Genomic DNA, 25,961 nt, shown 5'->3' with positions numbered 1-25,961 from the left:
GGAGGAGTTATGATGACCACGGTTGTGAAAAAACCGATCTCAAAGGTTGTGGATGGGAAGCGTGTCATTGTGAAGAAACCTGAATTACTGGCTCCTGCCGGTAATCTGGAAAAATTGAAGATTGCTGTCCATTATGGTGCAGATGCCGTCTATATCGGCGGGCAGGAATATGGACTGCGATCAAATGCAGGTAATTTCACCTTTGAAGATATGAAAGAAGGCGTGGAGTTCGCTCGGAAATATGGTGCAAAGATCTATGTAACCACGAATATCTATGCCCATAATGAGAACATGGATGGTCTTGAAGATTATCTTCGTGGACTGTCGGAAGCCGGAGTAGCGGGGATCATCGTCGCAGACCCCCTTATCATTGAAACATGCAGAAGGGTGGCACCGAATGTAGAGGTGCACTTAAGTACACAGCAGTCCCTTTCAAACTGGAAAGCCGTCCAATTCTGGAAAGAAGAAGGACTGGACCGGGTGGTGCTTGCCCGTGAAGCGAGCGGCAAAGAAATCCAGGAAATGAAAGAGAAAGTGGATATAGAGATTGAGACCTTCATTCACGGAGCGATGTGCATTGCCTACTCCGGTCGTTGTACATTAAGCAACCATATGACCGCGAGAGATTCAAATCGCGGCGGCTGCTGTCAGTCATGCCGCTGGGACTATGATTTATATGAATTGAATGAAGACGGTGAAAACCCCCTTTATGATAAAGAAGACGCACCTTTCGCCATGAGTCCGAAAGACTTGAAGCTTGTCGAATCCATCCCTGGAATGATCGAATTGGGGATCGACAGTTTGAAGATCGAAGGGCGGATGAAGTCCATTCACTATGTGGCCACTGTCGTAAGTGTGTACCGCAAAGTGATCGATGAATATTGTAAAGACCCTGATAACTTCAAGATTCAGAAGGAATGGCTCGAGGAGCTTGAGAAGTGCGCGAATCGTGAAACTGCCCCCGCGTTTTTTGAAGGGGTGCCCGGATTCAAGGAGCAGATGTTCGGAGTTCACAACAAGAAGAATACAAATTATGAATTTGTCGGACTCGTATTGGACTACGACGAAGAAACCCAAATCGTCACCTTGCAGCAACGGAACCATTTTAGAGCCGGACAGGAAGTAGAGTTTTTCGGTCCTGAAATCTCCAATTTTACGCAGGTAATCGAAAAGATGTGGGATGAGCGCGGAAATGAGCTTGACGTTGCCCGCCACCCGTTACAAATTGTGAAATTCAAGGTGCATCAGAGGGTTTATCCCCATAACATGATGCGAAAGGAGAACATCTAACACTTATGAAGCAGAAACCCGTTGTGATCGGTGTAGCAGGAGGATCCGGCTCTGGGAAGACAAGCGTCACCAAAGCCATTTATGAGCAATTCCAAGGTCATTCGATTTTAATGCTGCAGCAGGATTATTATTACAAAGATCAATCGAATCTACCATTTGAGGAACGTTTGAAAACCAATTATGATCACCCATTAGCCTTTGATAATGATTTGTTGATTCAACATTTGCACGGTCTATTGGATCATCAGCCCGTCAATAAGCCGGTGTATGATTATAAAATGCACACCCGCTCGGATGATACGATCCTCGTTGAACCGAAAGATGTGATTATTTTAGAAGGAATCTTAGTATTAGAAGATGAAAGATTGCGTAACTTAATGGATATTAAGCTTTACGTAGATACAGATGCGGATCTTCGGATCATCAGAAGAATGCTTCGCGACATTAAAGAGCGCGGACGTTCCATCGATTCTGTCATCGATCAATACATTACGGTCGTCCGCCCGATGCATAATCAATTCATCGAACCGACGAAGCGATATGCCGATGTAATCATCCCTGAAGGCGGTCATAATCACGTGGCAATCGATTTAATGGTAACAAAAATTCAAACAATTCTTGAACAAAAGTCATTTTTGTAATACGATAGCATAGATAAAGACATATAGGCGAAGGTTAACATTTCCCACATTGTAAAGAAGCAGGGAATGGAGTGAGAAGAAATTCTCCCTCCATTCCCTCCCTTTACATACGTAGCACATTTACATATAGAGCATGGGAAGCTCTTAGATAGAAAAGGAGTGAAGAGGGTCATGAGTACAGATAAAGTATTTCCTATGACAGCAGAAGGTAAAGAGAAGTTAGAAAAAGAACTGGAGAATTTGAAAACGGTTAAACGTAAAGAAGTCGTCGAGCGCATCAAAATCGCCCGCAGCTTCGGAGATTTATCCGAGAACTCTGAGTACGACGCAGCGAAAGATGAACAAGCATTCGTTGAAGGTCGTATTTCCACATTGGAAAACATGATTCGCAATGCGAAAATCATTCAAGAAGATGACATGAATTCAGATACAGTACAATTAGGGAAAAAAGTGACATTCGTTGAACTGCCTGACGGAGATAAAGAAACATACACAATCGTCGGTAGTGCAGAAGCGGATCCATTTGAAGGAAAGATTTCAAATGATTCACCAATCGCGAAAAGCCTTCTTGGACATAAAGTGGGTGCTAAAGTGAATGTTCAGACTCCAGGTGGGGAAATGAGCGTCAAGATTGTAGAAGTAAGCTGATCACCCGGGAAGGGGCTCCAATTGAGAGCCTCTTCTTTTTTTATGATTAATTCGCATTAAACTCGTCAACAATGGGGACGAGGTGACAAAATGAAACGGAAACGAATCAGGTTATTCAGCATCGTCTTATTACTTGCTCTCTCTGGACTTTCAGGGAGGTTGATGCAATTGCAATTATTCCAGACTGAATCTTATTCCAAACATAAAATCAACCTTCTTGAAGAAAGCGTCGCACAACGGACGCAAGCATTGGTGATCGATGAAGGCAGGGGGGAGTTTCTCGATCGGAACGGTGAACCCCTTACTTATACAGAAAAGAATGTTCTGGTCCTTTTCCCGTTTCTTAAACAACTGGATTGGCCGGTGGATAAAGTGGCAGAAATCCTTCATGTTCCTAAAGAGACAATCCGAACGAAAGTGGAGGAAGCGAAAGGCCCGATCGTTTTTGGTGGGAAAGATCCCTTAAGGCTTTCAGAAGAACAGATGAAGGAAATTAATTCTCTTGAAATACAGGGAGTGTTCGCCCTTACGAAAAAGTATAAAAGCGACGAAGTGCCTGCTTCCCAGCTGATAGGCGTCACGGGGGAAAATACAGACGTATTCCACGAACGCTACCCCGACAGAGTGAAGGGCGCCAATCAGAAAATCGGTGTGTCGGGACTTCAGGAGAGCTTTGATGAATGGCTGGTTGCAGAAGAGGAAGCGAAACTGATCTATCATGTCGATGCAAGGGGAGGTCCATTGTTCGGGGTGGATGTAAAGTATCTGGCACCCGCCAACCCCTTTTACCCCTTGAATGTGAAAACGACGATCGATAGAAGGATGCAAGAGGCACTGGAAGAAGTGGCGGATACGTACAATATTCAAAAAGGGGGGCTGCTGCTCCTGGATATCGAAAGCAGTGAGATACTCGCCAGTGTATCAAGACCAGCCATGAAGAGCCGAGATCCATTCAGTGGAGGCGCGGGGAATCTCATGCTGAAAGCGCTGATCCCGGGTTCTGTGTTCAAGACCGTCGTCGCAGCTGCAGCCATGGATGAGGGGATGGTGGATGAACGCAGGATTTTCCCTTGTGATGAAGATATCCGTGGAGGGGCCGCCGAAAAGCCTCACGGGAACATTAATATTAAGACAAGCATAGCCGTCAGCTGTAACCGTACATTTGCGGATCTTGCTAAAGAGCTGACAGAGAAGGATGACCATCTACTCGATGAGTATGCCGAGAAAATCGGACTGATCGGTGACATTGCATGGGAAGGCAATGTCTTTCATTACGAAAGCTTTCCACAGCTTCAGGTGAGTGAAGGAAGGATCTTCGCCTCCGATAGGGACCGGGCTGAACCTAAACTTGTCGCCCAAACAGGTATCGGGCAACAGGAAGTACGCGTCACCCCGCTTGGCATCGCCAATATGATGGCCACGATTGCCAGGGGGGGAGAGAAATTTCAGGTGAGCGCCGTCTCTTCCGTACAGTATCAAAATGGGACCAGCATGTTTTCCTTCCCTAAACAGATGATCGAGGGCGAGACGATTACCCCGTTCACGGCCATGAAGCTTCAGCAATACTTAAGAGGTGTGGTGAACTCACCGGAAGGCACGGCACCCTATTTGCAAAACGCCGCCTTTACCATCGCCGGAAAGACTGGAACCGCACAGACAGGGAATTACCGGGGAGAAAGGGTGAAGGCAAACGAATTATATAATAAATGGTTCGCAGGTTATTTTCCCTTCGAAGATCCCAAATACGCCCTGGTAGCCGTCAACATGGACGTGGCCATAGGCGAAGGAGGAATTTATCCGATCTTCAAAGACAGCGTCGATGCTGTCTACCGGCTTGATCATGAATAGAAGGAATGTCCCTTGAGTTCTGTGACCTTTTTCCCTTTATAGCTGAATCATCCCGGGATGGATAATGTTTCGCTTTATTCTTTTCCTCTTATCATGTTAAAATGTTTAGGATAATAGGGAGGGAACAAAATGGCGAAATACCAATCTCGATTAGACAAACGATCTAAAAAGAATACAAATAAACTGTTAAACATAATGATTGCAATCGTACTTCTATTAATTGTCGTGGTAGGAGGCACCATCGTATTTGGAGGGGGCGGCGATGAAAAGGCAACGACAGATGCCCCGAAGAATTCAGAAACCAAGGATCCTGACAACAGCGATAAGGCGAAGAAAGAAAAAGACAATTCCGTTTCCATGGATGAGAAAGACGATTCTAAGGATAAAGCGGGCGATGAAAAAAAAGACGAAGACAAGAAAAAAGAGGATGAACAAAAGAAAGACGAGTCCTCTGATGAGGAGCAGGATTCTGTTGCATTAGACGGGGAAGACCAAAGTAAGATGAAAGTCGAGGAAAGTAACGAACCCAATGTGGTGAAAACCATGGTACATCCCGACTGGAAGCCGATCGGCACCGAGCAGACAGGTGAACACGTGTCCGTCTATGAAGAAGGAACCGTCGACTGGCAGGAAAAAATCAAGGCGACTTCTTACGCTACAGGCATCCCTGCAGACAACATGACCGTCTGGTGGATGGAAGGGAATGGCGGTCCTCAGAAGTCCATGGCGACCGTAACGGCTAAAGATACCAAAACCCCTTACCGGGTGTATCTGCAATGGGTCGACGGCAAAGGATGGCAGCCGACGAAAGTGCAGGAATTAAAGGAAAATGATAAAGACTGATTTAAATAAAAAGGCCCTTCCAAACATTTGGAAGGGCCTTTTTACATGACTTACTTCTTCACTTTAAAATGAACCATGGCACTATATAATCTTCTGCCGTTCTCATCGATGGAAACAAAATGATCCACATGATGGACGGAGAGCATGATGGCTTTATTATGCTGTATCTGTTCGTCTACCTTTTTCTCCAAAGTCCTGAGATTGTCAGCTTCAAAAAACTCCACTTTATCTTCTATTAAATCGAATGAAATATTCATGGTGAACCTCCTTGTATGCCTGATCCGGATAGGCCTTCTCCCTCTATTTTAGAGTCCACCCACCCTTTTTACAATGAATTATTCTTGAATTCATTAAGAGAATATGATAATTTAATAACAGTTTTAAAATTAATTCATAGTATGTTTATAGGAATTATAAACTTAATGCAGCTGAGGTGCTGAACCATGGGTAGAGAATTTTTGGATCTGTTCGGTGACTGGGCAGATTCTTATGATGATACAGTGACAGGAAAAGATGTGGAATATCGAGCCGTATTCGAACACTATGATTCGATTCTTGACGGGGTGGTTTCCCGTTCAATGGGGAAGGTGGTCGAGTTTGGACCGGGTACAGGTAATTTAACCAAGAAGCTATTGGATGCGGGCCTCGAGGTCATTCCCTATGAACCCTCTCCTGAAATGAGAGCGATTGGAATGCAGAAGCTTGGTGACCGTGTCACATTCCGGGACGGTGACTTTCTGGATTTTTCTTTAGAAGGTAAAGCCGATTCCATAGTGAGCTCCTACGCATTTCATCATTTAACCGATGAAGAAAAGGGAAAAGCTTTCGGCATCTATGGAAAGCTCCTAGTACAAGGTGGTAAAATAGTATTTGCTGATACAATGTTTGAGACTGATCAGCATCATCAAGCCGCCATATCCCAAGCGATCAAAAAAGAGTATTTCAATCTGGCTGAAGATTTAAAACGGGAATATTACACGACTCTCGAAGTGTTAAGAGAGCTTTTGCGTGAGAATGGGTTTTCGGTACAGTTTCAGCAAGTGAATACATTTGTGTGGATCATGGAGGCGACCAAACGATAGAAAGAGGTTTTAGCAATGAAAATCGCCATCATCGGAGCAATGGAAGAAGAAATAGCCTTATTAAGAGAGAATATTTCAAACCCGGAAGTGGAAACCATCGCAGGGTGTGAATATACAAGCGGTTCAATGCATGACAAAGAAGTGATTTTGCTTCGTTCAGGAATCGGGAAAGTGAATGCAGCAATGTCAACGGCAGTACTATTGCAGCACTTCAAACCGGATTGCATCATCAACACAGGGTCAGCAGGAGGATTCGATCCTTCTCTAAATGTCGGTGATGTAGTCATTTCAACTGAAGTAAGACATCATGATGTGGATGTAACCGCTTTTGGTTATGAATACGGCCAGGTTCCGCAGCTTCCTGCAGCTTTTACAGCAGACGAGAATTTGAAGCAAACAGCGATCAATAGTGTGAAGGAACTCGGAGGTGCACAGGTGGTTTCAGGATTGATTGCCACTGGGGACTCATTCATGAATGATCCAGTGAGGGTGGATGCGATCCGTGACAAATTCACGGATTTGCAGGCAGTGGAAATGGAAGCGGCAGCAATCGCCCAAGTGGCGCATCAATTTCACGTACCATTTGTCATCATCCGTTCCCTTTCCGATATCGCCGGCAAGGAATCGGATGTGTCTTTTGATCAATACCTGGAAAAGGCTGCACTCCATTCAGCAAAAATGGTTATGAATATCGTGAAATCTGTTTAATACAAAGAGAATACAGCTGACCCAGGCATCTACCCTTCTTTAACCGCGTGAACCAGGCTTGTTCAGACGAACAGTCCATTCACCGGTAATGAAGACGGTTTGGTGAAAGGGTCAGTTTTTTGTTTGAAAGGGGATTGAATAAATGGACGTGTATAAGAGTGTACATGACCTGATAGGGAATACACCGATTGTTGAACTGACACACTTCCCACTGAAGAACGGGGTCCGCCTCTTCGCGAAGCTTGAATTCTTTAATCCCGGAGGCAGTGTGAAGGATCGGTTGGGGCTTGAGCTGTTAAGAGATGCAGTGGAGAATGGTAAGATCATGCCCGGGGGTACCTTCATTGAACCAACGGCAGGCAATACAGGAATCGGCCTGGCTTTAGCCGCCGTCAATTCAGGATATAAAGTGAAGTTCTGTATTCCTGAAAAATTCAGCATGGAGAAACAGGAACTGATGAAAGCCCTTGGAGCGGAAATCGTCCATACCCCCACTGAAGAAGGAATGAAGGGTGCTATCGCGAAAGCCGCTGAATTGGTGGGGGAGACCCCTAACTCGTATTCCCCGCAGCAATTTGGGAACGAAGCCAACCCGAATACGTATTACACAACATTAGGACCGGAACTGTGGAAACAGATGGACGGTAATATCCATACATTTGTCGCCGGCGCAGGGACTGGCGGGACCTTTATGGGGACTGCCCGCTACCTTAAAGAAATGAAGGCTGCGATTAAAACAGTGATCGTTGAGCCTGAAGGATCGATACTCAATGGGGGAGAATCAGGCCCTCATAAAACAGAAGGCATCGGAATGGAGTTCCTGCCTGGATATATGGATTCGAGTTATTTTAACAGTATCCATACCGTCACTGACGAGGATGCCTTCATAAGGGTAAAGGAACTTGCAACGTTGGAAGGGCTGCTGGTAGGCAGTTCTTCCGGAGCAGCCCTGCATGCAGCGCTGCTGGAAGCGGAAAATGCTGAACCGGGTAGCCATATCGTCACCATCTTCCCGGATTCAAGTGAGAGATATCTAAGCAAAAAAATATACCAAGGAGGAATCTAATCATGAAAAAGAAAACGCAATTAATCCACGGTGGTATCCCGACAGATCCTCAAACAGGTGCCGTATCCACACCCATATACCAGGTGAGTACGTATAAGCAGGATGAAGTAGGAAAGCACAAGGGGTTCGAATATTCACGTTCAGGAAATCCTACACGCCATGCCCTTGAAGAGCTGATCAAAGATCTCGAGGGCGGGGAAAGAGGCTTTGCATTCGGCTCGGGAATGGCGGCGATCACCGCAGTGATGATGATGTTCAACAGCGGGGATCATATTGTGATGACAGATGATGTGTACGGTGGAACATACCGCGTCATGACGAAGGTGTTAAACCGGATCGGCATCGAGTCCACTTTCGTAGATACAAGCGATGTAAACAATATCGAAAAGGCCATCCAGCCGAATACAAAAGCGGTTTATATTGAAACACCGACCAACCCACTACTAAAAATTACGGATATCGAGGCAGCGGCTTCATTTGCCAAGAAACACAATCTGCTGACAATCGTAGATAATACGTTCAGTACACCTTACTGGCAGAACCCGATCGCCCTTGGAGCAGACATTGTCCTTCACAGTGCTACGAAATACATCGGTGGACACAGTGACGTTGTAGCAGGTCTCGTTGTAGTGAATTCAGAAGAACTGGCTGAAGAATTATTCTTCGTACAGAATTCAACAGGCGGTGTCCTTGGGCCGCAGGACTCATGGTTATTGATTCGCGGGATCAAGACGTTGGGGCTGCGTATGGAAGAACATGAAGAGAACACCAGGAAAATCGTCGAGTTCCTTACGGCTCATCCGAAAGTATCCAAAGTTTACTATCCTGGACTTGAAACTCATCCGAATCATGCCATCGCCAAGAAGCAGGCATCAGGATTCGGCGGGATGGTCTCCTTTGATGTAGGCAGTGAGGAAAATGCAGACCGTCTTCTGACCAATACGAGATATTTCACGTTGGCTGAAAGTCTCGGAGCAGTGGAAAGTCTTATTTCCGTACCGGCTCGCATGACGCACGCGTCCATTCCGGCAGAGCGTCGGAACGAACTGGGGATCACAGACGGCCTGGTCCGGATATCCGTCGGTCTTGAAGATGTGGAGGATTTGATTGAAGATATTGACAACGCCCTTTCCAAGTAACCCTTGGCAGAACTGGTATCAATTACATGGTAGGCTGCATGGAATCATATGTTACCATAGAATGAGAGTTTACTAGTTCTAAAGTAGGTGAATGCAATGAAGAACACAAGCAAAAAGACCATTCAACATAAGGTCGTCGATTTCAAGCGATTTGGTTTTACATTACTTGCACTGAGTGTCTTTATGTATTTAGGTGTCATCATTCCGACAGTGACCGTTACACCCGGCAAAATGATCCCCCTTATGACAGGGACCGTTGTTTTACTCGGGCTGTCACTATACTTTTTCACAAAAGCAATCAAATATAAAAAAGATCTGCAATCAGTGGATGAATAATAGATGAAAAAAGCGGGTTCTCATGGAGGGCCCGCTTTTTAATGTGGAAATTTGTAGAAAAAATAATGAAGAAAAGAGTTTACTTTGGCGTGAGAATTGGATATACTAACCAATGTAAGAAAAAAATCACAAGAGGGAGGTCGAAGAAGATGTTCGTGCTTATTGGAAAAAAAGACACAACTTCATATTGTTTTGATCATTCGACCGCTTGTGGGATGTTTTCTGCTTAATTTGAATTTTATTCAATAATAGCCACAGGGAGAATGTAGATCCCTGTGGCTTTTTTGTGCCACAAGGGTCGGTCGCTTTGTGGCTATTTACTATGCCCTGCATACTTGCAGGAACGTTGAAAGGGGTGATATTGTATGACACTGAATCTTTTATTTATAACGGTAACCTTCAATAAGAAACAGGAAACGTTTGAAGAAGCTTCTCATCATGAAATGGTTTTAAAAAGCTATGAAGAAACGAAAACAAAGCAGCACTCTATGCCTCAAATGTTTTAATCCTAATAAAACCAACAAATGGAGAGGAGAATGAAAAATGATTTATGTACAGGAGAAAATGCTGAATGCGCTATGGGTAGAGAAGGATACTGCCTAACGAAACAAAAAGGTGGTGGAGAGATGTTTTTGAATATTGTCATTTGGTCCGCTTTCTTCCATAGAAAGAGGACCCGTGAACTCAAATAACCAATGAAGGAGGACCCCCTATGGCCGGGGGTCCTCCTTTTGTCTTCGGTCACATATCTGTCAATACTTAGTAAAGAGTTGTTCACGAATGGGAGGGGAATATCCGTTTTTTCGTGATACATTAATAGTAGGAAATGCAGTTCAATGAGGGAGAGGATGACAATGTTTTCAATGATCATGGGTCTTATCCTGACATCTGTGATTGGTTTGATCATTTCGGCTGAAGTCAGTGTAGAGTAGAAAATGAAGAAAAGCGGTCCCGGGACCGCTTTTCTTTATCAGGATTTATTCCGCTTTTCTTTTTCCTCCCGGTAAAATTCATGAAACATTTTCATGAGGGCACGCTTTTCGATCCTTGAGACGTAGCTTCTCGAAATACCCAATTCTTTTGCAATTTCCCTTTGTGTTTTTTCTTCTTTTAAATCCAGCCCGAACCGGCCGACGATGACTTCTTTTTCCCTTTCGTCCAGCACGCAAATATATTTTCTCACCTTTTCGAGTTCCATGCTTAATTGAATCGTGTCGATGACATCATCGCTTTCCGATTTCAGGATATCGATCAAGCTGATTTCATTTCCTTCTTTATCCTGGCCGATGGGATCGTGGAGTGAGACATCTTTCTTGGTTTTCTTCAGGGCACGGAGGTGCATGAGGATTTCATTCTCGATACATCGTGCCGCATAGGTGGCAAGTTTGGTTCCCTTTCCTTCAGAGTAACTTTCGATCGCTTTGATCAATCCGATGGTCCCGATGGAAATCAAATCTTCTGGATCTTCGCCTGTGTTTTCGAATTTCTTGACGATGTGGGCAACCAACCTGAGATTATGTTCGATGAGCATGTTGCGGGCGTGTTCATCCCCTTCCGCCATCAGCTTTAGATATTTTCGTTCATCTGCAGCGGATAATGGTTGCGGAAAGGCATTATTCTTAACGTAAGAAACGAGGAAAATTAACTCCTTAAAGAAATAACCCAGTGCTGTTAGAACTCCAGACATATTTCCACCTCCATGAGGACTTGAGCCTATACTCATTCATATGTTGATAAGGGGATGTCCTTGCATGTCCGGTGAAAGTAATCGGGAATTGGAACATTTTTTTCCAAGTTGAATTCTATAATAAAGATGCAAACTGCCTATACGCTCCTTCCCTATGTACATATACTGATAGTAAAAGTGAGTGAGGAGGTATGGTCATGCCTTATGGATATCCTTGTTACGGACCAGTCTATCCAGGTTGCTATGGCGGCGGGGGATTCTACTTTGCGTTAATCGTTGTATTGCTAATCTTGCTTTTCCTATTTGGTGGCTGGTGGTACGTCAATAACTATAACTGTTGTTAGCCTGATGGGTATGAAATAAATACACAAAGAGAGCCCTGTTCACAAGTGAACAGGGCTCTCTTGTATACCTTACATCTTCTTCAACGTAAAGGGGCTGACCATCAATACAGATAGTGTGATGGTCATGCACACGATCAGCACACTTGAGACAAATGGAATAAGAAGATAGCTCAAGGTCAGTAAACAGCCGGCTGCTGTAATGGGAAGACCGGTAAAGTAGCCGTCATTTTCGGAAATGTTGAAGCGGGCCAAACGGTAAGCACCACACGCTACATACAAAATGGTGAAGAACATGCCGGGATAGTCAAACTGGCTGAGAACGGCGGTATACATAAGCAATGCAGGGGCCACACCAAAGGAAATGATGTCGCTCATGGAATCCAGCTGTTTTCCTAATTCCGACTCGATGTTTAACTTTCTTGCCACCAATCCATCGAACCTGTCGGTCAAGGCAGCGATGAAAATGAGGATCAAGCTTAGATGTAATTGGTTATGAAGAACGGAAATAATAGCAAAACCACCTAATGACAAATTTGAAAGGGTAATCAGGTTGGCTGTTTGGGTTTTAAGCTTTTTGAACGTTTGATCGAGTACTCCGGAGAGAAACAATCATCACTCACTCCTTCTTTTAAGTTTGCTCACTGTTGAACAAGGTTCGCGGCTGAAATATGCCTTAACGAGTACCTGTTCACCTGGTTAACGTTGATGGTATAACACTATACAGTGAAAAAAGATCCTTATTCATATAGTATATAATTATATTTTATTATATACTTATTAAACTGTTAAAGTTAATCGTTTTTTACATTGAGTGTGGGATTAGACCAGACAGTAGGTCAGTATTTTGAAGTATAATGCTTTCGGAGCATATATTCCATAAAAAAAGAGGACGGATTTTATATAAATCCGTCCCGTTTCATGTTAGTATTCTACGAAGTAGCTTTTATTTTATTTGTAAGAGATCGACGGTGAATTTCCATTTCGATGAGGCGAATGAATTCTGTATTGAGTTTCAGTTCCAACGCTTTGTAATAAGAATCAATCAACAGTTCGTCCGATAATTTCCTCATTAATGCCACCTCCATTACTCATCTTCTTTTTATTCGAAACTTAATGTAAGTACGTTTTTTAGTAGTAATGTAACTTTACCAAAATTTTTTTTGCAGAACAAGCGTTCCGTTATCCACAGTTCGTGGTGGATAAGTTGTGACTAACTTGTATATAACTGGTAAATAAAGCTTATTATTGTTCTGTATAATGTGAATAAGGTTATCCACAAGGTTGAAGAAAGCTGGAAATTTGTCGAAAAATATTTATTTTTTATCGTAATATGTTTGGAATTACAGGAATATATATGATTTATTTTGAATCTGTATGTAAAATTGGTTATCATTAATCTGTTATAGGTTAAAGGTATACAATAGAAATCGTTCCCCCCTATAGTGGAACGTTCATCTAATGAAGATATATCGAAAGCAGTTTATCATATAATCGATAAAGAAATTTGAGGTGTAGCATGTGATCAAGCAGTTTTTACCCAATGAACAGGTCCAGGATATTTTTACTATCACCCCGGGGCATCTTAAGGAAAAAGGGATCAAGGCCATCATTACCGACTTGGATAACACGTTGGTGGAGTGGGACAGGCCAAACGCCACCCCGAAATTGATCCAGTGGTTTAAGGAAATGCAGGAGCAGGGCATCCTTGTGACCATCGTATCCAACAACAATAAAAACCGCGTGGGGGCATTCGCCGAACCTTTGGGTGTGCCATTCATCTTTCAGGCACGAAAGCCTATGGGACGTGCTTTTAAGAAAGCGATCAAACAAATGGGTGTAAAGAAGGAAGAGGCGGTTGTCATCGGCGATCAGCTATTAACGGACGTATTGGGTGGGAATCGCAGTGGATTCCACACGATACTGGTCGTACCTGTGGCTCAATCGGATGGTTTCTTTACCAAGTTCAATCGTCAGGTAGAACGCAGAATCATGAAGTTTTTCAAGCGCAAAGGCATGCTTGAGTGGGAGGACAAACAGTGAGTGAAGTTGTATGTATAGGTTGCGGCGTTGAAATTCAGACGGAAAATAAAGAAGGCATGGGTTATGCCCCTCCTTCGGCTCTTCAAAAAGAAGAGATCATCTGTCAGCGCTGTTTCAGATTAAAGCATTATAATGAAGTCCAGGATGTTCCGTTGACCGATGATGACTTCCTGAAAATACTGAATGAGCTTGGTGACTCTGAAGGGCTTATCGTCAAAGTGGTGGACATCTTTGACTTTAATGGAAGCTGGCTTCCTGGACTCCACAGGTTCGTAGGGTCCAATCCGATCCTTTTGATAGGAAACAAGGTGGATCTCTTGCCTAAGTCCGTGAAACATTCCAAGCTGATTCATTGGATGAAGCATGAAGCGAGTCAACTGGGATTGAAACCGATCGATGTTCAACTGGTGAGTGCGGCCAAGGGACAGGGGATCGGAGAAGCGATCGAAGCGATCGAGGAATATCGGAATGGAAAAGATGTTTACGTGGTTGGCTGTACAAATGTAGGGAAATCCACGTTCATTAACCGCATCATCAAACATGTCTCAGGAGAGCAGGATGTCATCACGACTTCCCATTTCCCTGGTACGACTCTGGATATGATTCAAATTCCATTGGATGATGAAGAATCATTGATTGATACACCCGGCATCATCAATCATCATCAGATGGCCCATTTCGTAGATAAACAGGATTTGAAAATCATTACGCCTAAAAAAGAAATCAAGCCAAGGACGTTCCAATTGAATCCGGAACAAACGTTGTTCTTCGGCGGATTGGCCCGTTTTGATTTCATGGCGGGTGAGCGTCAGCCGTTTACCTGCTATTTCTCAAATGAGCTGTCCATCCATCGGACGAAGATTGAAAAGGCGGATGAACTCTATAAAAATCATGCGGGGGAATTATTGCAGCCACCAAGAAAAGACGATATGGATACGTTCCCTCCACTTGTGAGGCACGAGTTCAGGATCAAAGAAGCGAAAACGGATATCGTTTTCTCAGGTTTGGGATGGATTACCGTCAATGATGCTGGAGCGACCATTGCCGCTCACGTCCCGAAAGGTGTCAGCGTCTTCTTAAGAAAATCACTGATCTAGGAGGGGTTCTGTGGCTCTTTATGGTGTGATTGGGGACCCGATTGCTCACTCAATGTCGCCCCTGATGCATAATAGCGCGTTTGAAGATAACGGAATTAACGCTGAATATGTTCGATTTCATGTAAAGAAAGAGCAGCTTCCCGACGCCATCCGCGGAATCAAAGCCTTGGGTATTCAGGGAGTGAATGTGACGGTTCCTCATAAAGAACATGTCATGTCTCTCCTCGATGGGATTGATCCATTGGCAAAGGCCATCGGTGCTGTCAACACGATTGCCAATGAAAATGGCAAGCTGATCGGGTATAATACAGACGGTCTTGGATTTGTTGAAGGCTTGAAGAAGGCAGCCGGCGATCGTCTGGAAAACAAGTCGATGCTGATCATCGGGGCCGGCGGTGCAGCCCGGGCCATCTATTATACACTTGCCTCTTCGGGTGTACGGAAGATCGATGTCACCAACCGGACCCCGGGAAGGGCAGTGAAGATGATGGACGCCTGTCCGTTTCCATTAGATTCTTCGTTCCTTACCCTTGAAGCTGCTGAGAACGAATTGCACGATTATGATGTCATCATCCAGACGACATCCATCGGCATGTTTCCTCATATTGAAGACAGTCCTATAAAGGTCAATAAATTAAAGCAGGGAAGCATCGTCTCGGATATCATTTATAATCCACTGGAAACAACATTATTGAAACAGGCGAAGCAAAAAGGTGCCCTGACTCAGAACGGGCTTGATATGTTCGTTTACCAGGGAGCACTCTCATTTAAGAAATGGACAGGAATCTTTCCGTCCTATTCCATTATGAGGGACACCGTTTTACAACAACTAGGAGGTTAACATGTTAACAGGTAAACAAAAAAGGTTTTTACGTTCAGAAGCACATCACTTAAATCCGGTTTTTCAAGTAGGAAAAGGCGGAGTCAACGATAATATGATCAAAACGATCGGAGAAGCAATCGAGACGAGGGAATTGATGAAAATCAGCATCCTTCAAAATTGTGATATGGATAAGACAGAGGTTGCACAGGAGCTTTCGGAAGGTGTAGGAGCTGAAATTGTACAGATTATCGGAAATACCATTGTCCTGTACAAAGAATCGAAAGAAAATAAGCAATTAATCCTGCCAAGATAAGGATCGATACGATGATGAAAAAAAAGGTTGGACTTCTGGGAGGTACTTTCAATCCTCCCCATATGGGTCACTTGGTCATTGCAGATCAAGTGTTGGAAAAGGCACAATTAGATGAAATCCGCTTCCTGCCAAACCATGTACCTCCCCATAAACAGGTGGATGAAAGGGTGACAGTGGACCAGCGGCTTCGGATGCTGGAGGCAGCCATCAAGGGTCATCCCCGTTTTTCGATTGAACGGATCGAACTCGAAAGACAGGGTGCCTCTTACACATATGACACCATCAAGCTTTTGATGGAAAGAGAAGAGAACACCGAATTTTCGTTTATCATAGGCGGGGATATGATCGAGTATCTCCCGAAATGGTATAAAATCGAAGAATTGCAGAATATGGTGAAGTTCATCGGGGTCAATCGTCCGGATTATACCCATGAGACTTCCTACAAGGTACAATTGATCGAAGTACCCGCCGTCGATCTTTCTTCCTCATACATTCGTGACACAGTAAATAAGGGACAAACGGTTCGCTATTTGGTTCCGGACGACGTGTATCGATTGATCAAGGAGGAGAAGTTATATGAATAGAGAAAAAGCACTGGAGCTGGTTAAAAAGCATTTGACTGAACACCGCTACATACACACATGTGGTGTCATGGAGACGAGCATCGAGCTTGCGAAACGGTATGGGGCCGATGAGAAAAAGGCTGAAACAGCTGCGATCTTTCATGATTATGCAAAGTTCCGGGATAAAGGGGAAATGCAGGGGATCATTGAAAGGGAGAATCTTTCAAAGGATCTATTACTGTATAATGGCGAGTTATGGCACGCGCCTGTAGGAGCTATTCTGGTAGAACGGGAAGTCGGGATAGAAGACCGTGATATCCTGGATGCCATCCGCTTCCATACTTCGGGGAAAGAGGGGATGACGGTACTCGACAAGGTGGTTTATTTAGCCGATTATATTGAGCCGAATCGCAGGTTCCCCGGTGTGGAAGAAGTGAGGGAGCTTGCCAAGGAATCATTGGACCTGGCACTCATAAAAGCTCTTCAGAATACGATCACGTTTCTTATGAAAAAAAATCAAGCGATCTATCCGGATACATTTCGCTTTTACAATGAACTGACATTAAATCAGAGGAGATGAAGGAATGGAACAAAATTTAGTAGAATTAGCCTTTAAAGCGGCTGATGATAAACGCGCTGAGGATATTGTTGTATTGGATATGAAAGGTGTTTCGTTGATTGCCGATTATTTCCTGATCTGTCACGGTAATTCAGACAAACAGGTACAGGCGATCGCGCGTGAATTGAAAGACGCAGCAGAAGAAAAGGGATACACAGTGAAACGACTTGAAGGATTCGATCAGGCACGCTGGATCCTGGTTGATTTAGGCGATGTCGTCGCTCACGTATTCCATAAAGAAGAAAGAGGTTACTATAATCTTGAACGTTTATGGGGAGATGCATCATTCGTCGAGGTCGGACAAGGTGAGAACCTGTAAATGAGTTATGAGCGTTTTGCTTATGTATACGATTATTTAATGCAGGACGTCCCATACGATGGCTGGTTGGAGTATGTGAACCGCCAGGCAATACGTCACCAGGGGAGGAGGGTTCTTGATATCGCTTGTGGAACCGGGGAATTATCATTGAGGCTTGCACGGGACGGATATGATGTGACGGGGGTCGACTTGTCCCAGGACATGCTCACCATCGCCCAGGAAAAGGCATCGGCACAGAGTGTTCAGATCCAGTTATTTCAGCAGGATATGTCGAGACTCGATTCCCTTGGTGAATACGACATCATTACGATTTTTTGTGATTCATTGAATTACCTGGAAGACGAGAGTGACGTGGAGAGCACATTTAAAGGGGTCCATCGTCATCTGAAGCAGGATGGGCTATTCCTTTTTGATGTGCATTCCATTTTCAAAATGACCCAGATATTCATGAACCAAACCTTTACCCTTACGGATGAACACGTATCCTATATATGGGATTGCTTCCCGGGTGAAGTTCCCAATAGTGTGGAACATGAACTGACTTTTTTCGTGGAAGATGAAGAAACCGGACAGTACGAGCGAGTGGAAGAGCTGCACAAACAGCGTACCTATCCAATCCTTATGATAAAGGAGTGGCTCCGTGGCAACGGCTTCGATGTGTTGAATATCACTGCGGACTTTACGGAAGAATCTCCCACTGACAAGAGTGAGAGAATCTTCTTTGCGTGTAAAAAGAAATAATCAAAAGCCGGGTCGCCTCAGAATGAGAGCGACCCGGCTTATATTGGTTTAAGACAGGATCAAAACGGTAGAAAAAAGAAGGAATAAATCAATTTATGTCGAAGTATAAAAAGAGGAGTCACTTTAGACCCCGAATTGTGATTTGGTTCCTTCAATATCATCCACGAATTTTTCTTGTGTGGCTTCGAAAAGTTTCTCGAAAACATCTCCCAGTTCTCTTTCCATTACAGAAATCCCTATCCCGGTCACCCCTCCTTTTACACAAACCTTTTCTTGAAGTGTCGGTAACGTATAGATATTTTTCTTCAACAGATCCCCAAGACCGACCAGCATTTCAGAAGCGAGGACAGTTGCGGTTTCATGATCTATCTCTGTCACTTCCACTGCAGCATCAATGAACCGCTGCGTCACATAACTGAAAAAAGCAGGCCCGCAGCTGACAATATCAGATGCGACCCGAGTTACATTTTCATCAATCTCGACAGGGGTAGAGATATGTCCGGCAATCTTCGTTAATTCCCGCCTCCATTTATCTGAACAATGACTTCCATATGTTAGAAGGGACACGCCGCTCAATGCGCGGTTCGTGATACTTGGAATGAACCGTGCGCAAGAACAGGGTAATAAGGATTCCAACTGATTCACACTTACCGGGCTTGTGATGGAAACGACACATTTGTCCTTCGTGAAGTTTTTCTTATTCTCTTGAATCACATCATACACATCATGCGGCTTGACGCAGATGAAGACCAGATCAGATGAAGAAATGACCTCTTCATTTGTACGACCTATGTTCACGTTGCGGAATTTCTCTTTTATATCCTCGGCTTTTTTTAATGAACGATTCGTAATATGAAGATGTGAAGGAGAAATCGCCTGTGATTCAATGAGAGCTTCAATAATGATTTTCCCCATGTTTCCCGTTCCGATGATACCTATTTTCATGTTCAGCCCTCCTTCTTTCCCACTCTCTCCTAAAAGGTATGAGTTCCATGCACTGAATATTCCACCAGAGGTGATTTCCATGCAGTCCTTAATTGAAAAGTACCGAACGATCCTTGTGATCTTCGCGATTTGTGTCGTACTCCTGATTGGGTATATTTTAATAAAAGCCGGCGAGCCTCGCGTTGAAGAACCCTCCTTTACTGCAGCAACAGAAGTGAAACTGACTGAAAAACCTGAAGAGCCTGAAATAGCGAAAAGTCCTGAAACAGTGTATGTGGACGTAAAGGGAGAGGTGGTGAATCCCGGTCTTTATGAAGTGAAGCAGGGGGATAGGCTTAAGTTCGTCATAGACAGGGCAGGGGGGTTCACAAAGGATGCAGACAAAAAATTGATGAATCTCGCCATCAAAGTTACGGACGAAATGATGATTTATATCCCGAAAATCGGTGAAATGGAAACGACGCCTCAGTCACTTCCCGCCCCTGTTTCTCCAGGGGCAGAATCAGGAGAGGATAAACTTAATATCAATACAGCCTCAGAAGCCGAATTCGAAACCCTCCCTGGAATAGGACCATCGAAAGCCGCCACCTTTATCCAATACCGTGAAGAAAATGGTCCCTTCAAATCTATTGAAGAAATAACAAACATTTCAGGAATTGGAGAAAAAACATTCGAGAAATTAAAAGAACATATTTTTGTCCAATGATTGACGAAAGGCAGGAAGTCTTTATACACTTAAACAAGCAATAAAATAAAGAGCAGAACAAAGGAAGGGAGAATGGTGATGGAAAGAATTGCATGGCATCAATATTTCATGGCTCAAAGTCAACTGCTTGCCCTCCGCAGCACGTGTACGAGACTCGCGGTGGGAGCAACCATCGTCCGGGATAAGCGGATCATAGCTGGAGGCTATAATGGCTCCATAGCCGGTGGAGATCATTGTATAGATGAAGGGTGCTATGTCATTGACAATCACTGTGTGAGGACCATCCACGCAGAAATGAATGCACTCCTGCAATGCTCAAAGTTCGGGGTCGGGACGGAGGATGCGGACATATACGTCACGCATTTCCCTTGCCTTCAATGCTGTAAGGCGCTCATCCAGGCAGGCATCAAAACCGTTTACTATGCAAAAGATTATAAAAATCATCCGTACGCCATCGAACTGTTCGAAAAGGCAGGCGTCCAGGTGGAAAAAGTGCCTTTCCAGGAAAGTAGTATCGATGTAAAACACAAGGAAAAAGCAACGCTCATGATCCAGTTGATAGAGGATCTGAGGCAGCAGGGAGTTTCAGAGGAAAAGCTTCGTTATTATGAGCAGGAATACATAAAGCTTTTTAATGAGTAGAGGCATATGCATTTATTTGGCGTTGTCGGTTCTATCAGGGACATTGCTGGCACTTCAATTCTTTTGGGGTGCTGTCGTCCTTTTTCTCCTCCTCCTTTCCCTTTTCCTCAGAAAAGTGCACCGAACCATCTTTATCGTTTCATGCCTCCTGGTGATCGTTTCCTTCTTTCACTCCTTTTTACAAGAGAAAAACCAGAAATCAGATCTTACCCCTCAGTCTGAACCGTCCAGCCTTCAAGTATTTATAGATGATATCCCCACCATTGACGGAAACACCTTTGTTTCATTTGCGAAAGTAGAAAATGAGAAACTCCTGATTCGTTATTATTTTGCTACCGAAGAGGAAAAAAGGCGGTTTGCAGAAGTGAATCCCGGTTTTGTCTGCAATGTTAAAGGACAGTTGGCAGAACCTCAGCACAGTAAAAATCCAAATTCCTTCGATTATAAAGACTATCTGTCCCATCAAGGGGTGTATTGGATCCTTGAAGTACAGGGATTTGAGGGATGTGTGGATCGAAGCACCTGGAAACATAGCCTTACACAGCTTAGATTTCAGGGGTTAAAAAGAATTGAACGGGAGTTTCCCTCTTCAACGGTCGGTATCACTCAGGCATTACTGTTCGGTGAGACCGGGATGATTACAGAGGATACCATGAAGGCATTCAGGGAGCTCGGTGTCGTTCATCTCCTTGCCATTTCAGGTCTTCATGTGGGACTTTTGTTTGCGATACTTCATTACCTTTTATTAAGGATTGGCCTGACAAGGGAAGCGGCATCCTTGACAGGAATTCTATTTCTTCTATGTTATATCGTATTGACCGGCGGCTCTCCCTCTGTTGTACGGGCATCCTTCATGCTGATCATCCTCATCCTCGGCAAACAAACCTCCAGGAATATCGGAGTAATCGATAGCCTGGCCACAGTGTTCCTCCTCATTGTCTTATACGAACCTTTCTCGGTTTACAATGTGGGCTTTCAGCTCTCATTCGCAGTCAGTTTTTCACTTGTGCTTTCTTCCCGGACCATTTTACAGAGTTCTTCTTCCTTCAAACAAATGGTCACCGTCACAATGGTGGCCCAATTGTCTTCACTCCCCTTCGTAACCTATCATTTCTATGAATTCTCTTTGATCGGTTTTTTGACTAATCTTCTTTACGTCCCCCTTTTTTCCATCATCATCCTCCCGATGGCCATCGTCACCTATCTCTTCATTTCAGTAGTATCGGCTGGATGGGCCATGATACCTTATCAAATTCTGCTGGAAGGAATTCAATGGTTATCCTCTGCCGTTGCTTCTTTACCATTTAGCACCTTGATAATGGGGAGGCCGAATATTGTTCTTGTTCTTGGGTATCTCATTTTGATTTATTTCGTATTCGTTGGAATGGAGACGAGGAAATACATTTCCGTCGTACTGCTTTTTCTTTTTACCTTCATTCATCTCATCTTGAACAACTACCATCCTTATGGAGAAATTGTCTTCATTGATGTGGGGCAGGGGGATGCAACATTGATCGATCTGCCATTCAACCACGGCACATATTTAATTGATGCAGGAGGGGAAGTGCCGTTCCCGAAAGAAAAATGGGAGGAGAAAAAGAACCATTTTTCTGTAGGGGAGGACATTTTGGTGCCTTTTTTAAAAAGCAAAGGAATCACGTCCATTGATGCATTGATACTAACTCATGGAGATCTTGATCATATAGGCGGAGCGGAAGCAGTATTAAACGAAATGAAGGTCGGAGAACTATTGATCAGTCCCGGAAGCGGGGAGAAGGTGGAGGTGGACCGGTTGATCAAGATGGCGAAGGTAAAAAGGATATCGGTCAAAGAAGTGATGTATCGGGATAACTGGCGTGGAGACGGTGATGGGCTGCATATCGTATCCCCCCTTGATAAAGAGTATGAAGGAAATAATGACTCCATTGTTCTATACGGTGAAATCGGCTCAAAGAAATGGTTGTTTACAGGGGATCTGGAGAAGGAAGGGGAAAGAGAGTTGGTTGCAACATTCGATCTGCCTGTGGATGTGTTGAAAGTCGGTCATCACGGCAGCAATACGAGTACATCGGAAGTGTTACTCGATGAAACGGACCGGGCCGTCGCAGTGATTTCTGCAGGAGAAACCAATCGCTTCGGCCATCCCCACCCTGAAGTGATGGAGCGATTAAAGGAAAGGGGACTGACGATTTACAGTACGGCTGTGAACGGGGCGATCACCTATCGTTTTTGGGATAAAAAAGGAACGTTTTCAGCCCACCTGCCATAGGATGTAGAACAAAACAAATTAAGCGCTAATGAAAAAGGGGCGGACCTATTGCAAAGAATCAAGGTATTCAAACCATCTTTATGATACCGAAAGTACCATAAATAGAAGTTGAAGTAACCGGTTTCTTTGAAGGCCAGCCCCTATTTTTCATTAAGATCCAATTAATTTGATTGCTGTTGCAATAATGAACATTAATGCAAAGAATCCAAAAGAAACACCGAAGGCTACACCTGAATCTACCGCATCATTTCTTTTTGATTGTACATTCTTTTCAAATTGGTTCACAATTACCCCTCCTATTTCTATTCTAGTATAGAACAACGTTACTGAAAAATCTATACTTCCCTTTACTTTTTCCTTTACTGACAAGAGTTGTCACCCATAACTTTGAGAGCTCGTGGTGACACTAATCAATACAAAGGAAATACCGCTTGACGGATCAGGTTCCTAGGTCTTATCCGTTAGCGTTAATATAGATATAGGGGGTGTCCTATATGAGGGATGTCCCCTTTACCCCTTGCCAAAACCAAAAAGCTTTTTTACCATAGAGTAGAGAAAAGACTTAATGGAGAGTGCTGACTTGGTTATCGATACTTGGAAAAAAATAGAGAAATCTCAATTTGCCGCTGTATATTTAGTTTACGGAAATGAGTCATTTATTATTAATGAAACGAAACAAAGAATTGTCTCAAGGGCCATTTCAGAAGAAGAAATGGATTTTAATTTTTCCAGCTATGATCTGGAGGAAACACCGATAGAGGTAGCGATAGAAGACGCGGAAACCTTTCCGTTCATGGGAGAAAGACGAGTCGTCGTTATCCAAAATCCCGTTTTTTTGACGGCTGAAAAAACAAAAGAAAAAGTAGAACATAATATCAAGCGTTTTGAACAATACATACAATCACCTGCACCGTACACGATCCTTGTCATCACGGCGAATTATGAAAAACTGGACGAGCGTAAAAAGATCACCAAATCGTTAAAAAAAAGTGCTGAAGTTGTCGAAGCCAAAAAGTTGAATGAGCATGAATTGAAATCCTGGGTTAGGGAACGTGCTGCCGGTAATAGTGTTCAGATCGATGAAGATGCCGTCGAATTACTGCTGACATTAGCAGGCACCAATCTGATGATGCTCACTCAGGAATTGGATAAGCTTTCTTTATATGCAAGTGACACGAACCGGATCGATGTGGAAGTCGTTGAGCGGTTAACGGCCAGGTCGTTGGAACAAAATATCTTCACATTAGTGGACAAAGTCGTGCACAGAAGGATCGATGAGGCATTAAGGATCTATTACGATCTGCTCAAGCAAAACGAGGAACCGCTCAAAATCCTGGCGATCCTCGCAGGTCAGTTCCGCCTCATTTACGGCACTAAGGAGCTTTCCCGCAGAGGCTACGGCCAACAAAAGATTGCCTCCACCTTGAAAGTGCACCCGTTCAGGGTAAAACTCGCAGCCGGACAGGCGAAGCATTTCAATGATAAGCAGCTGGCCCATATCATCGATACCCTTTCACAAGGGGATTATGAAATCAAATCAGGAAAGATCAAGAAAGAACTGATGATTGAAATGTTCCTGTTTAAACTTCATGATCAAAGTTTTACATAAAAAAACCACCGGACCAATTGGTTCGGTGGTTTTTTTCAATTAGTTCGCTTTTTTCATTAGGCGAGACTTTTGACGATCTGCAGCGTTTTTGTGGATAAGACCTTTTTGAGCTGCTTTGTCTAATTGACGTACCGCTTCAGTTACTAGATCTTTCGCATTGTCAGCGCTGTTAGTCGCTGCTGCTTCTGCTTTCTTGATCGCAGTACGCATAGTAGATTTTACTGCAGCGTTTTGAGCGTTACGCTCGTTGCTTGTTTTTACGCGTTTGATAGCTGATTTGATATTTGGCATTCCTGTCACCTCCTATAAAAGGATCGAGATTCTATGTGACTCGATTTAAATTCCTAAACAATAAGAACAAATGATATTTTATCAAACGGACAGTGATATTGCAATACTATGGAGCGAAATTAAACAAGTGAATGAACACATACCAAAAAGGTAAACATAAAAAAATACTGGATAATATCCCAAGCCTGGAGGTAGAGTCACAATGAAAAAAGAAGAAATCGATCTTAGTAAATATTCCATTCGTACCGATCTTGCCGTGGAAGCAAGAGAAATGGTCGTCAGTGATAAAGCGGAGGATACGTCATCCATTCAGGGTGTCATGATTAAAGAAAAAGAAGAAGATGGAGTGAAGGTTTCCCTCGTGACGGTCACGCCGGAAGGGGAAGAAAAAATCGGAAAAAAACCGGGAAACTATTTAACGATCGAGGCTCATGGTATCCGTGAGGAAAATACAGAGCTGCAACAGAAGGTCGAAAATATATTCGCCAATGAATTCAATCAATTCCTGATCAATAACAAAATCAGTAAAAATGCAAGCTGTTTGATCGTCGGCCTCGGAAACTGGAATGTGACCCCTGATTCATTGGGGCCGAGGGTATGTGAAGACATCATTGTAACGAGACATCTATTCGAATTGCAGCCTGAATCGGTGGAAGAAGGGTATCGACCGGTCAGTGCCCTCGTGCCGGGTGTCATGGGACTGACAGGGATTGAAACGAGTGATATCATTTTCGGGGTGGTGGAGAAATCAAAGCCCGACTTTATCATCGCCATCGACGCCCTGGCTTCCCGGTCGATCGAACGCGTCAATGCGACGATCCAAATATCAGATACCGGAATCCATCCGGGGTCTGGAGTGGGGAATAAACGGAAAGGGCTGGATCAGGAAACATTGGGTGTCCCGGTCATTGCCATCGGTGTTCCGACTGTGCTGGATGCTGTGACAATCGTGAGCGATACAGTGGATTTCCTCTTGAAACACTTTGGGAAAGAAATGAGAGAAGGGGACCGTCCTTCACGATCCCTTGCTCCTGCAGGACTGAGCTTCGGTGAAAGAAGGAAGCTGACAGAGGAAGATCTCCCGGAAGAACAGCATCGACAAACCTTCATGGGAATCGTCGGAACCCTGGAAGATCAGGAAAAACGAAAGCTGATTCATGAAGTCCTGTCTCCGATCGGCCATAACCTGATGGTCACACCGAAAGAAGTGGATGTGTTCATGGAGGACATGGCGAACCTCATCGCAAGCGGCCTCAATGCGGCGCTCCATGATGCAGTGAATCAGGCGAATACGGGATATCAGACGAGATAGATGGATGTAGATGATTACGCCTCGAGGGGGAATGTGGACC

Annotated in this window: 31 protein-coding genes; 24 read left to right on the top strand and 7 right to left on the bottom strand. The window is 44.1% G+C overall.

Annotated features, from left to right (window positions below):
* The first annotated feature begins 12 nt into the window (after positions 1–12).
* The 5 genes from V8G47_RS13045 to V8G47_RS13025 all read left to right on the top strand — a co-directional run bounded on the left by V8G47_RS13045 (position 13) and on the right by V8G47_RS13025 (position 5,270).
* A complete protein-coding gene (locus V8G47_RS13045; protein ID WP_336200493.1) occupies positions 13–1,290 on the top strand; it encodes a peptidase U32 family protein in 1,278 nt (425 codons plus the stop codon).
* A 5-nt stretch (positions 1,291–1,295) separates the two neighbouring features.
* Entirely contained in the window at positions 1,296–1,931 is a 636-nt protein-coding gene (gene udk / locus V8G47_RS13040) for a uridine kinase (protein ID WP_060670737.1), read from the top strand.
* Between the two features lie 171 nt (positions 1,932–2,102).
* Positions 2,103–2,579, top strand: a complete 477-nt coding sequence (gene greA / locus V8G47_RS13035; protein ID WP_336200492.1) for a transcription elongation factor GreA — start codon at positions 2,103–2,105, stop codon at positions 2,577–2,579.
* A gap of 90 nt (positions 2,580–2,669) precedes the next feature.
* Positions 2,670–4,427: a peptidoglycan D,D-transpeptidase FtsI family protein gene (locus V8G47_RS13030; RefSeq protein WP_336200491.1), complete on the top strand. Its 1,758-nt coding sequence runs from the start codon at positions 2,670–2,672 to the stop codon at positions 4,425–4,427.
* 129 nt (positions 4,428–4,556) lie between these two features.
* A complete protein-coding gene (locus tag V8G47_RS13025) occupies positions 4,557–5,270 on the top strand; it encodes a YrrS family protein (protein ID WP_336200490.1) in 714 nt (237 codons plus the stop codon).
* A gap of 50 nt (positions 5,271–5,320) precedes the next feature.
* On the opposite strand, the gene V8G47_RS13020 is transcribed toward V8G47_RS13025, so the two are convergent.
* Complete coding sequence (locus V8G47_RS13020; protein WP_336200489.1) at positions 5,321–5,527, bottom strand: DUF2536 family protein; 207 nt, start codon at positions 5,525–5,527, stop codon at positions 5,321–5,323.
* A 186-nt stretch (positions 5,528–5,713) separates the two neighbouring features.
* On the opposite strand from V8G47_RS13020, the gene V8G47_RS13015 reads away from it, so the two are divergent.
* The 6 genes from V8G47_RS13015 to V8G47_RS12990 all read left to right on the top strand — a co-directional run bounded on the left by V8G47_RS13015 (position 5,714) and on the right by V8G47_RS12990 (position 10,107).
* Positions 5,714–6,352 (top strand): class I SAM-dependent DNA methyltransferase, encoded by a 639-nt coding sequence (locus V8G47_RS13015; RefSeq protein ID WP_336200488.1) that lies wholly within the window; start codon positions 5,714–5,716, stop codon positions 6,350–6,352.
* Positions 6,353–6,367: 15 nt separating this feature from the next.
* Positions 6,368–7,060 carry a 5'-methylthioadenosine/S-adenosylhomocysteine nucleosidase gene (gene mtnN, locus V8G47_RS13010; RefSeq protein ID WP_336200487.1) on the top strand — a complete coding sequence of 231 codons (693 nt, stop codon included), beginning with the start codon at positions 6,368–6,370 and terminating at the stop codon, positions 7,058–7,060.
* Positions 7,061–7,202: 142 nt separating this feature from the next.
* Entirely contained in the window at positions 7,203–8,126 is a 924-nt protein-coding gene (locus V8G47_RS13005; protein ID WP_336200486.1) for a PLP-dependent cysteine synthase family protein, read from the top strand.
* Between the two features lie 2 nt (positions 8,127–8,128).
* Positions 8,129–9,265: a bifunctional cystathionine gamma-lyase/homocysteine desulfhydrase gene (locus tag V8G47_RS13000; RefSeq protein WP_336200485.1), complete on the top strand. Its 1,137-nt coding sequence runs from the start codon at positions 8,129–8,131 to the stop codon at positions 9,263–9,265.
* A gap of 96 nt (positions 9,266–9,361) precedes the next feature.
* Positions 9,362–9,601, top strand: a complete 240-nt coding sequence (locus V8G47_RS12995) for a YrhC family protein (RefSeq protein WP_336200504.1) — start codon at positions 9,362–9,364, stop codon at positions 9,599–9,601.
* A 365-nt stretch (positions 9,602–9,966) separates the two neighbouring features.
* Complete coding sequence (locus V8G47_RS12990; RefSeq protein WP_079531758.1) at positions 9,967–10,107, top strand: YrzI family small protein; 141 nt, start codon at positions 9,967–9,969, stop codon at positions 10,105–10,107.
* 464 nt (positions 10,108–10,571) lie between these two features.
* Here V8G47_RS12990 and sigK read toward each other — a convergent pair whose 3' ends face one another.
* From sigK to V8G47_RS12975, 3 genes are all read right to left on the bottom strand, one after another.
* Complete coding sequence (gene sigK / locus V8G47_RS12985; RefSeq protein WP_034757411.1) at positions 10,572–11,288, bottom strand: RNA polymerase sporulation sigma factor SigK; 717 nt, start codon at positions 11,286–11,288, stop codon at positions 10,572–10,574.
* Between the two features lie 413 nt (positions 11,289–11,701).
* The gene (gene pssA, locus V8G47_RS12980; protein WP_034757414.1) at positions 11,702–12,241 is read right to left on the bottom strand and encodes a CDP-diacylglycerol--serine O-phosphatidyltransferase; all 540 of its coding nucleotides are present in this window, start codon (positions 12,239–12,241) and stop codon (positions 11,702–11,704) included.
* Positions 12,242–12,561: 320 nt separating this feature from the next.
* Entirely contained in the window at positions 12,562–12,702 is a 141-nt protein-coding gene (locus tag V8G47_RS12975) for a sporulation histidine kinase inhibitor Sda (RefSeq protein WP_034757416.1), read from the bottom strand.
* A 448-nt stretch (positions 12,703–13,150) separates the two neighbouring features.
* On the opposite strand from V8G47_RS12975, the gene V8G47_RS12970 reads away from it, so the two are divergent.
* Genes V8G47_RS12970 through V8G47_RS12935 form a run of 8 tightly spaced genes read left to right on the top strand, consistent with a single transcriptional unit; the run spans position 13,151 to position 18,147 of the window.
* Positions 13,151–13,672, top strand: a complete 522-nt coding sequence (locus V8G47_RS12970) for a YqeG family HAD IIIA-type phosphatase (protein ID WP_224519474.1) — start codon at positions 13,151–13,153, stop codon at positions 13,670–13,672.
* A complete protein-coding gene (gene yqeH / locus V8G47_RS12965; RefSeq protein WP_336200484.1) occupies positions 13,669–14,769 on the top strand; it encodes a ribosome biogenesis GTPase YqeH in 1,101 nt (366 codons plus the stop codon). Before V8G47_RS12970 ends, yqeH begins: the two co-directional genes overlap by 4 nt.
* Positions 14,770–14,779: 10 nt before the next feature.
* Complete coding sequence (gene aroE / locus V8G47_RS12960; RefSeq protein WP_336200483.1) at positions 14,780–15,610, top strand: shikimate dehydrogenase; 831 nt, start codon at positions 14,780–14,782, stop codon at positions 15,608–15,610.
* Between the two features lies 1 nt (position 15,611).
* Positions 15,612–15,905 (top strand): ribosome assembly RNA-binding protein YhbY, encoded by a 294-nt coding sequence (gene yhbY / locus V8G47_RS12955; protein WP_034757429.1) that lies wholly within the window; start codon positions 15,612–15,614, stop codon positions 15,903–15,905.
* A 14-nt stretch (positions 15,906–15,919) separates the two neighbouring features.
* Positions 15,920–16,489, top strand: coding sequence for a nicotinate-nucleotide adenylyltransferase (locus V8G47_RS12950; RefSeq protein ID WP_336200503.1), 570 nt, complete (start codon positions 15,920–15,922; stop codon positions 16,487–16,489).
* Positions 16,482–17,048: a bis(5'-nucleosyl)-tetraphosphatase (symmetrical) YqeK gene (gene yqeK, locus V8G47_RS12945; RefSeq protein ID WP_261750289.1), complete on the top strand. Its 567-nt coding sequence runs from the start codon at positions 16,482–16,484 to the stop codon at positions 17,046–17,048. The genes V8G47_RS12950 and yqeK overlap by 8 nt, the downstream gene beginning before the upstream one ends.
* 4 nt (positions 17,049–17,052) lie before the next feature.
* The gene (rsfS, locus tag V8G47_RS12940; RefSeq protein ID WP_034757434.1) at positions 17,053–17,406 is read left to right on the top strand and encodes a ribosome silencing factor; all 354 of its coding nucleotides are present in this window, start codon (positions 17,053–17,055) and stop codon (positions 17,404–17,406) included.
* Positions 17,407–18,147, top strand: coding sequence for a class I SAM-dependent DNA methyltransferase (locus V8G47_RS12935; RefSeq protein WP_336200482.1), 741 nt, complete (start codon positions 17,407–17,409; stop codon positions 18,145–18,147).
* Between the two features lie 123 nt (positions 18,148–18,270).
* Here V8G47_RS12935 and comER read toward each other — a convergent pair whose 3' ends face one another.
* A complete protein-coding gene (comER, locus tag V8G47_RS12930; RefSeq protein ID WP_336200481.1) occupies positions 18,271–19,092 on the bottom strand; it encodes a late competence protein ComER in 822 nt (273 codons plus the stop codon).
* A 79-nt stretch (positions 19,093–19,171) separates the two neighbouring features.
* Between comER and V8G47_RS12925 the strand changes: the two genes are divergently transcribed.
* The 3 genes from V8G47_RS12925 (at position 19,172) to V8G47_RS12915 (ending at position 22,709) form a co-directional block, all read left to right on the top strand.
* Positions 19,172–19,798, top strand: coding sequence for a helix-hairpin-helix domain-containing protein (locus V8G47_RS12925; RefSeq protein ID WP_336200480.1), 627 nt, complete (start codon positions 19,172–19,174; stop codon positions 19,796–19,798).
* Positions 19,799–19,876: 78 nt separating this feature from the next.
* Positions 19,877–20,440 carry a ComE operon protein 2 gene (locus V8G47_RS12920; RefSeq protein WP_336200479.1) on the top strand — a complete coding sequence of 188 codons (564 nt, stop codon included), beginning with the start codon at positions 19,877–19,879 and terminating at the stop codon, positions 20,438–20,440.
* The gene (locus V8G47_RS12915; RefSeq protein ID WP_336200478.1) at positions 20,433–22,709 is read left to right on the top strand and encodes a DNA internalization-related competence protein ComEC/Rec2; all 2,277 of its coding nucleotides are present in this window, start codon (positions 20,433–20,435) and stop codon (positions 22,707–22,709) included. The genes V8G47_RS12920 and V8G47_RS12915 overlap by 8 nt, the downstream gene beginning before the upstream one ends.
* Positions 22,710–22,859: 150 nt before the next feature.
* On the opposite strand, the gene V8G47_RS12910 is transcribed toward V8G47_RS12915, so the two are convergent.
* Entirely contained in the window at positions 22,860–22,994 is a 135-nt protein-coding gene (locus tag V8G47_RS12910; protein ID WP_034757445.1) for a YqzM family protein, read from the bottom strand.
* Between the two features lie 295 nt (positions 22,995–23,289).
* Here V8G47_RS12910 and holA point away from each other — a divergent pair, with 295 nt between their 5' ends.
* On the top strand, positions 23,290–24,318 hold the full coding sequence (gene holA / locus V8G47_RS12905) for a DNA polymerase III subunit delta (RefSeq protein WP_034760533.1): 1,029 nt from the start codon (positions 23,290–23,292) through the stop codon (positions 24,316–24,318).
* Positions 24,319–24,357: 39 nt separating this feature from the next.
* Here the strand turns inward: holA and rpsT are convergent, their stop codons facing one another.
* Positions 24,358–24,609 (bottom strand): 30S ribosomal protein S20, encoded by a 252-nt coding sequence (gene rpsT, locus V8G47_RS12900; RefSeq protein WP_034757447.1) that lies wholly within the window; start codon positions 24,607–24,609, stop codon positions 24,358–24,360.
* Between the two features lie 202 nt (positions 24,610–24,811).
* On the opposite strand from rpsT, the gene gpr reads away from it, so the two are divergent.
* Entirely contained in the window at positions 24,812–25,921 is a 1,110-nt protein-coding gene (gpr, locus tag V8G47_RS12895) for a GPR endopeptidase (RefSeq protein WP_336200477.1), read from the top strand.
* The last annotated feature ends 40 nt before the right edge of the window (positions 25,922–25,961 follow it).

The organism is Rossellomorea sp. LJF3 (assembly GCF_037046045.1).
Taxonomy (GTDB): domain Bacteria; phylum Bacillota; class Bacilli; order Bacillales; family Bacillaceae_B; genus Rossellomorea.
The sequence above is the reverse complement of the archived record's forward strand: the minus strand, read 5'-3'. Positions and strand labels throughout refer to the sequence as shown.

What these genes read in the sequence shown, in the direction of transcription:
- udk (WP_060670737.1), top strand. Translation starts at nt 1,296, where the DNA reads ATGAAGCAGAAACCCGTTGTGATCGGTGTAGCAGGAGGATCCGGCTCT.
- V8G47_RS12950 (WP_336200503.1), top strand. Translation starts at nt 15,920, where the DNA reads ATGAAAAAAAAGGTTGGACTTCTGGGAGGTACTTTCAATCCTCCCCAT.
- V8G47_RS13045 (WP_336200493.1), top strand. Translation starts at nt 13, where the DNA reads ATGACCACGGTTGTGAAAAAACCGATCTCAAAGGTTGTGGATGGGAAG.
- V8G47_RS12915 (WP_336200478.1), top strand. Translation starts at nt 20,433, where the DNA reads ATGAGTAGAGGCATATGCATTTATTTGGCGTTGTCGGTTCTATCAGGG.
- gpr (WP_336200477.1), top strand. Translation starts at nt 24,812, where the DNA reads ATGAAAAAAGAAGAAATCGATCTTAGTAAATATTCCATTCGTACCGAT.
- V8G47_RS13005 (WP_336200486.1), top strand. Translation starts at nt 7,203, where the DNA reads ATGGACGTGTATAAGAGTGTACATGACCTGATAGGGAATACACCGATT.
- rsfS (WP_034757434.1), top strand. Translation starts at nt 17,053, where the DNA reads ATGGAACAAAATTTAGTAGAATTAGCCTTTAAAGCGGCTGATGATAAA.
- V8G47_RS13025 (WP_336200490.1), top strand. Translation starts at nt 4,557, where the DNA reads ATGGCGAAATACCAATCTCGATTAGACAAACGATCTAAAAAGAATACA.
- yhbY (WP_034757429.1), top strand. Translation starts at nt 15,612, where the DNA reads ATGTTAACAGGTAAACAAAAAAGGTTTTTACGTTCAGAAGCACATCAC.
- V8G47_RS12920 (WP_336200479.1), top strand. Translation starts at nt 19,877, where the DNA reads ATGGAAAGAATTGCATGGCATCAATATTTCATGGCTCAAAGTCAACTG.
- V8G47_RS12935 (WP_336200482.1), top strand. Translation starts at nt 17,407, where the DNA reads ATGAGTTATGAGCGTTTTGCTTATGTATACGATTATTTAATGCAGGAC.
- V8G47_RS12975 (WP_034757416.1), bottom strand. Translation starts at nt 12,702, where the DNA reads ATGAGGAAATTATCGGACGAACTGTTGATTGATTCTTATTACAAAGCG.
- V8G47_RS13015 (WP_336200488.1), top strand. Translation starts at nt 5,714, where the DNA reads ATGGGTAGAGAATTTTTGGATCTGTTCGGTGACTGGGCAGATTCTTAT.
- mtnN (WP_336200487.1), top strand. Translation starts at nt 6,368, where the DNA reads ATGAAAATCGCCATCATCGGAGCAATGGAAGAAGAAATAGCCTTATTA.
- V8G47_RS13020 (WP_336200489.1), bottom strand. Translation starts at nt 5,527, where the DNA reads ATGAATATTTCATTCGATTTAATAGAAGATAAAGTGGAGTTTTTTGAA.
- V8G47_RS13000 (WP_336200485.1), top strand. Translation starts at nt 8,129, where the DNA reads ATGAAAAAGAAAACGCAATTAATCCACGGTGGTATCCCGACAGATCCT.
- V8G47_RS13030 (WP_336200491.1), top strand. Translation starts at nt 2,670, where the DNA reads ATGAAACGGAAACGAATCAGGTTATTCAGCATCGTCTTATTACTTGCT.
- yqeK (WP_261750289.1), top strand. Translation starts at nt 16,482, where the DNA reads ATGAATAGAGAAAAAGCACTGGAGCTGGTTAAAAAGCATTTGACTGAA.
- rpsT (WP_034757447.1), bottom strand. Translation starts at nt 24,609, where the DNA reads ATGCCAAATATCAAATCAGCTATCAAACGCGTAAAAACAAGCAACGAG.
- V8G47_RS12925 (WP_336200480.1), top strand. Translation starts at nt 19,172, where the DNA reads ATGCAGTCCTTAATTGAAAAGTACCGAACGATCCTTGTGATCTTCGCG.
- V8G47_RS12995 (WP_336200504.1), top strand. Translation starts at nt 9,362, where the DNA reads ATGAAGAACACAAGCAAAAAGACCATTCAACATAAGGTCGTCGATTTC.
- V8G47_RS12990 (WP_079531758.1), top strand. Translation starts at nt 9,967, where the DNA reads ATGACACTGAATCTTTTATTTATAACGGTAACCTTCAATAAGAAACAG.
- comER (WP_336200481.1), bottom strand. Translation starts at nt 19,092, where the DNA reads ATGAAAATAGGTATCATCGGAACGGGAAACATGGGGAAAATCATTATT.
- sigK (WP_034757411.1), bottom strand. Translation starts at nt 11,288, where the DNA reads ATGTCTGGAGTTCTAACAGCACTGGGTTATTTCTTTAAGGAGTTAATT.
- greA (WP_336200492.1), top strand. Translation starts at nt 2,103, where the DNA reads ATGAGTACAGATAAAGTATTTCCTATGACAGCAGAAGGTAAAGAGAAG.